At 53.8% G+C, this 6,053-nt stretch carries 7 protein-coding genes; 3 read left to right on the plus strand and 4 right to left on the minus strand.

Translation table 11 applies throughout. The annotated features are described in order from the left end of the window. Positions 1 to 50 precede the first annotated feature (50 nt). From NP596_RS19280 to NP596_RS19295, 4 genes are all read right to left on the minus strand, one after another. Positions 51 to 560 (minus strand): hypothetical protein, encoded by a 510-nt coding sequence (locus tag NP596_RS19280; RefSeq protein WP_256617032.1) that lies wholly within the window; start codon positions 558 to 560, stop codon positions 51 to 53. 99 nt (positions 561 to 659) lie between these two features. After that, positions 660 to 971, minus strand: a complete 312-nt coding sequence (locus NP596_RS19285; RefSeq protein ID WP_256617033.1) for a DUF7660 family protein — start codon at positions 969 to 971, stop codon at positions 660 to 662. 79 nt (positions 972 to 1,050) lie between these two features. Beyond that, complete coding sequence (locus NP596_RS19290; protein WP_256617034.1) at positions 1,051 to 1,995, minus strand: hypothetical protein; 945 nt, start codon at positions 1,993 to 1,995, stop codon at positions 1,051 to 1,053. A 269-nt stretch (positions 1,996 to 2,264) separates the two neighbouring features. After that, on the minus strand, positions 2,265 to 3,578 hold the full coding sequence (locus NP596_RS19295) for a TRZ/ATZ family hydrolase (protein ID WP_256617035.1): 1,314 nt from the start codon (positions 3,576 to 3,578) through the stop codon (positions 2,265 to 2,267). 70 nt (positions 3,579 to 3,648) lie between these two features. Between NP596_RS19295 and mtnA the strand changes: the two genes are divergently transcribed. From mtnA to NP596_RS19310, 3 genes are all read left to right on the plus strand, one after another. Next, on the plus strand, positions 3,649 to 4,686 hold the full coding sequence (mtnA, locus tag NP596_RS19300; RefSeq protein WP_256617036.1) for an S-methyl-5-thioribose-1-phosphate isomerase: 1,038 nt from the start codon (positions 3,649 to 3,651) through the stop codon (positions 4,684 to 4,686). Beyond that, positions 4,680 to 5,447 carry a sulfate transporter CysZ gene (gene cysZ, locus NP596_RS19305; RefSeq protein ID WP_256617037.1) on the plus strand — a complete coding sequence of 256 codons (768 nt, stop codon included), beginning with the start codon at positions 4,680 to 4,682 and terminating at the stop codon, positions 5,445 to 5,447. The genes mtnA and cysZ overlap by 7 nt, the downstream gene beginning before the upstream one ends. Before the next feature lie 225 nt (positions 5,448 to 5,672). Next, positions 5,673 to 6,053, plus strand: a 381-nt coding sequence (locus NP596_RS19310) for a TonB-dependent receptor plug domain-containing protein (protein WP_256617038.1), incomplete at its 3' end; no start/stop codon positions are given.

Below are 6,053 nucleotides of genomic sequence, written 5' to 3' on the forward strand. Positions count from 1 at the left end.
AAACCGCGATGCGGTTTTCGTCGGGTGAAGCGCCTGGTTGGGCGTAGTTGTTACCGATTGAAAAACCATTCCGTAAACTCCTCTGCCACTTCAGGATTGATTTCTAGCACGGCCTCAGCAACCGAACTAAATCCCTTGGATGCTGCTAAAGCCGATAAAACGCAACACAAAAAATTGGAATCCCACTCACGATCAGATGCTGCGGCAACTAAAGCAGGTAGCCGTGATAGCGCCTCGAAATACGAAGGCGCTATATCTTCCGGAATGGATACTCCATTCTTTTTACGGCAAATTTCTACCCATGCGGGAAATTGAAAATAGGTGAAATCCGCTTTCAATGGTGACGAAGCAAGGGCCTCGACTACATATGGCACTGCTGCAAACGAAGCCGAATAAACATCACCTTGATGAGCAAGCGAACTCCATAGTGAAAACCAAGGCTCTTTGTCGTCTGACGAACCAGGAATTTCGGCAAGTTGCTTCAACAAACCAGGAATGTCAGATGCTTGCCCATAAGCGTGATTTAACTCAGACCAGCGTGAACTTTCGAGACTAAGCAATGCGCTCTCCTTTATGACGCCCAACGCCTAGCTCACCCGACGAAAACCGCGCAACGGTTTTTGGTCGGGTGGAGCGACGTGTTATACGTTTTGCTACGTTTACTCATAAACCCTTCCTGCCATTAAAAATGCTGCAAATTTACGCCATTCAGATACATTATTTAATTCATATTCAGGAAAAGCCATTTTGCTTCCAAATTGAGAATCCTCAGCCCACGCGACTGCGCTTTCCAGATAACTCTCAATTGAGGTATTTTCCCAACCTCCTGCGTCCGGACCATAGGGAGATGACGGATTTCCCCTTTCTTTCTTTACTGCGCTCTCTCTGTCCTTTACCAACTCACGCACAAAAGCCAAGAACGACTCTTGATCTTCTACTTTTTCTGCGAGTTCTACGAGCTTATCTTTCATGACGTATAACGTTTGAATTCACCGGCCTTGCGCGGCTTTATGCGCAAGGTCCGGTGGAATGATGGGTTGGGCGGCGCCGTCATAGATTTTCCTCGTCGGCCAAGTCATCGTCAGGAGAGTCAAAGTAGACGTTTGGTGCTCCAATGACTCTCATCAGCTCAAGCCGCTCACCCTTATTCCCCTCCATTTCTTCGTAGAGGTACTCAAGCTCATCCATGACGAAGGCTTTCGAGGCGTCAGATTGAAAGCAATCAAGGTAGTCGCCAACCAAGGCCGGATCAAAATCAAGGGGAGCTATCCCACGAAGATAATCGAGGTATCCGGAGGAGGACTTTGTGTTCATAAGAAACACGAGGAGTTCTTTCCAGAGAACATCTTCGTCTGAGATATCTACCTCACGAAGAAACACGGTCTCGGCTTTCGATCCGTGGCGAAGTTCGTAGGTGTAGAGGTTTATAGCTCTTGCGCGGGCCTCGATGACTTCATAGATGGTCTTCGATATTTTCAGGACCGTCCGGCGGATGAACCGTCGATAGCGATCTTCATTTTCGGTTCCAACGATGGATGATTCACGAGGAATGTCGACATTGAGATGTTTTCGCAACAGAGCACAAAGCGCTTCGATCTCCTTCTTTGAATCGTAGGCAGAAGACAGGGCAAATCGGTCATAGCGGAGCGACTTGTAGAACGTTCCTAGCAATGCCAGAAGGTCAATTTGCGGAGAACCAAGATTTATTGATACATGCTTTCTTATGCGCGCAAGCAGATCGAGATGGCTATGCGTAATCAGCGATTTTTCCAGATCCTCTTGATTGACCGACTCGTGGTGTTCAAAGAGGACGACAGCAGTTTTTAGAAGCCGCTCTAGCCCGACAGACAAGGTGTAGAGAAACTCGAATACCTCGTCTGTGAAATCCAGCTTCCGCATTTCATGATAGCGACGGAGGCCGTTGTAGATGAACGTTCCCGATACGCTTATCTCTTCGCCAAGTTTGAAGTTTTTCCAGAAGTCGGTTGCCTTCATATGTGCCCTGCTGGAGTACGAGAGGAGAAGAGTCGAGCCGCCCAACAAGGAATTAAATAGTTAACCGTATATCTACGGGCAAACACGCTTCTATCTAATAACACTCTGATAATCATGTGATTTTCCTTTCTGTATAGCATCGGCGATAAAGCGATATTGGCCGAGTAGGATAACGGTTTATCGGACATTCGAGTCGTCTCATTAAACGCGCATAGAGGGCACTGTAGCAAGCCAACTACCCATCTGTCAGCCATTTTAGCCCATCCGCATCAAAACCCCGCCAACCTCTGCTGCCAAACCGCCGCGCGCCGGCGCAAGTCATGCAAATCCAGCGTGGTGAGCTGGCGTTTGTTCAACAGCCGCTTGCCGGCCACCCAGACATCGCTGACTTGGTGGCGGCTGGCGGCATAGACCAGTTGCGCCAGGGGGTTGAAGACCGGCTGGGTTTCCACGTCGCTTAAATCGATGGCCACCACATCGGCGGCTTTGCCGACGGCCAGCGAGCCGATTTTATCGTCCAACCCCAAGGCTTTGGCACCGTTGAGGGTGGCCATTTGCAGCGCCTGCATGGCCGATACCGCGCTGGCGTTACCGGACACGCCTTTTGCCAGCAAAGCGGCCACGCGCATTTCCGCCAGCATGTCCTGATCGTTGTTGCTGGCGGCGCCGTCGGTACCCAGCGCCACGTTGATGCCGGCCTCCATGCAGGCAGCGACAGGGCAAAAGCCGCTGGCCAGTTTTAAATTCGATTCCGGGCAATGCACGATGTGGCCGCCGGTTTCGGCATAAAAACGAATGTCTTCCGGACTCAACTGCGTCATATGCACCGCCATAAACGACGGTGTCAACAGGCCCAGTTCATGCAGGCGTTGCAGCGGGGTCTGGCCGTTTTTTTGCCGCTGTTCCTCAACCTCATGCCGGGTTTCGTGCACATGCATGTGGATGGTTGAATCCAGCTCGTCGGCAAAGGTCAGCATTTTCCGCAGCGGTTCGTCGGAAACCGTATACGGCGCATGCGGGGCGAACGAGGTACTGATCAAGCGTTCGTGGCGCAGGCGCTCATGCAGGTCCAAGGCCTTGCTTAAATAAGCGTCGGCATTTTCCGCCCACACGGTCGGAAAATCGAACACGATCAGGCCGATATTGGCGCGAATGCCATGCTCGACCGCCTGCTGGGCGGCGATATCCGGGAAAAAATACATGTCGTTAAAACAGGTGGTGCCGCCGCGCAGCATTTCCGCGATCGCCAGATCGGTGCCGTCGCGCACGAAGGACTCGCTGACCCATTTTTGTTCGGCCGGCCAGATGTGGTTTTGCAGCCAGTCCATCAGCGGCAAATCGTCGGCAATCCCCGACAGCAACGACATGGCCGCATGGGTGTGGCAATTGATCAGGCCGGGAATCAACACATGCTGATCCAAAATTTCCAGAGCGCGCGGCTGGTATTTTTGCGCGGCGGCGGCAGTATCCAGCACATCGATAATTTTGCCGTCATCGACCACCAGACTGTAGTTTTCGTGGATTACCCCGGCCGGCTCAACGGGTATAATCCAACGCGCTTGAATAAGAAGATCGACTTGCATGTGTTTGCCCGAAAAAAAATTCGATTATACCTATTCATCCCTTTTAATCCTTAACACGGAATTCACTATCATGAGCAACCCCAAGCAATTATCCGTACAAGCCCTGCAATGGAACGGCCACAGCCTGAGCGTGCTGGACCAGCGCTTGTTACCGGAAAAAATCGCTTACGACGACTATCGAGATGCCGACGGCGTCACCGAAGCGATTGCCTCGATGCGGGTGCGCGGCGCGCCGGCCATCGGCATTGCGGCGGCATACGGCGTACTGCTGTCCGCCATGCAACATTATCCTTCGGACAACTGGCAAACAGCGGTTGAGAACGATATAAAACAACTGGCCGCTTCCCGGCCCACGGCGGTAAACCTGTTTTGGGCGCTGGACAAAATGCGCCGGCAATTAAACCAAAATAGCGCCGACCCGATTGCCGATCTGACAAAACTGGCTCAGCAAATCCATGCCGACGATATCGCCGCCAACCACGCCATGGGCGAATACGGCGCCGATATTTTGGGCAAGGCCAAGGCGGTATTGACCCACTGCAATGCCGGCGCCCTGGCCACCGGCGGTTACGGCACCGCGCTGGGGGTAATCCGTAGCGCGCACAAGCGCGGCCATCTGCAAAACGTCTATGCCGACGAAACCCGCCCCTGGCTGCAAGGCGCGCGGCTGACGGTATGGGAACTGGCGCAGGACGGCATCCCGGCCACGTTGATCGCCGACGCCGCCGCCGCCTGGCTGATGAAATCCGGCAAAATCGATTGGATTGTGGTCGGCGCGGACCGCATCACCGCCAACGGCGACGTTGCCAATAAAATCGGCACTTATTCGTTGGCGGTATTGGCCAGACAACATGGCGTTAAAGTCATGGTGGCGGCGCCCTACTCCACTTTCGATTTTAGTCTGGCGTCCGGCGACAGTATCGAAATTGAAGAACGCAACCCCAAGGAGCTGTTGGCGGACTGCTATTTACAGAACGGCTCGCTGGTGACGGCCTGGAATCCGGTATTCGACGTCACACCCGCCGAATTCATCAGCGCCATCGTCACCGAACGCGGCGTAGTTATCGACCCCGGCAAACATGGGGTCGGGAGTTTACAGACATGTTAACCATCAAACCCGGCAATAATCCGCTGTTCGCCTTGCGCTGTTTACTGCAGGGCGTGAAACTGCTGAACCATCCGCAGCTGCGCAAATACCTATTGATACCCTTGTTCATCAACATCGTGCTCTACAGCGGCGCCTTCGTTCTGGGCTACCATTCCGTTTCGGCCTTGATCCATGAATTTATTCCGGACTGGCTGACCTGGTTGAACTGGATTTTGTGGCCGCTGTTTTTCGTCAGCTTTTTGGTGGTCGGTTTTTTCACCTTCACCTTGCTAGCCAATCTGATTGCCGCACCCTATTACAGCGTGCTGTCGGCCAAGGTGCTGCAAATCGTTACCGGCCAAGATGTTCCCATCGTGGAACAGCCTTGGGACAAGGTGTTTGTGGGCGAATTGCGGCGGATAGGCTATTTGCTGCTGCGGATAGTGCCGTTACTGGTTTTATTTTTGATCCCGGTCGTCAATCTGGTGGCGCCGCTGTTGTGGGCGGCTTTTGCCGCCTGGGGCATCGCCATGGAATTCATGGCTTACCCGCTGGAAAGCCGCGGCCTGACCTTTCCGGCCCAAAAACAGTTTTTAAAACAATCCCGCTGGGGCGCGTTAAGTTTTGGCGGCGTCACCAGCTTTGCCCTGACCCTGCCGGTCGTTAATCTTTTTATCGGCCAGGCCGCCGTGATCGGCGCCACGATTTATGTACATCGCTTGGCGGAAACCGGGCATGCCGCCGCCTCGGACCAGGCGGAAAACCGTCGCGCCGACATATAAACTCAAAGCAAAACCTCGCTGCCTGCCGCCCGATGTGTTGCAGGCAGTATCCAACCCGTTTCAAACACTCGCGGCCGCCGCCGCGCTCAAAAGCCTGCTTAACCTCAAAATAGATCGGCTTTCCGTTTAAATTTTCCCACAGCGAATATTTCTTTCGGCCGGGGATATGCTTGCGGCCCTTCGTGGGCGATGTTATATTGTATCAAACCAACATTTTTACGCGATATGCCATCCACATACAAAAGACTTATTTTGCTGACCGCATCGGGCGGCCTTGCTTCGCCGGCCCTAGCCGAACGCCAACCCGCCGTCGAATTGGAACCGATCATAGTCACGTCTCCGCTGCGACTGACCCCGGCCGAAAGCGCGGTACCTGTTACCGTGCTAAAAGACGACGAACTGCGCCTGAAAACCGGCCACAGCATCGGCGAAACCCTGAAAAACGAATTGGGCATCAGTAGCCAGTCGTTCGGCCCCGGCGTCGGCACGCCGGTGATTCGCGGCCAGGCCGGCCCCCGGGTAAGGGTTTTGCACAACGGCATCGGCAGCAACGATGTTTCCGCGATCAGCCCCGATCACGCCACCAGCGTCGAACCGCTGCTGGCC

It is taken from the genome of Methylomonas rivi, from assembly GCF_024505165.1.
Classification (GTDB): Bacteria; Pseudomonadota; Gammaproteobacteria; order Methylococcales; family Methylomonadaceae; genus Methylomonas; species Methylomonas rivi.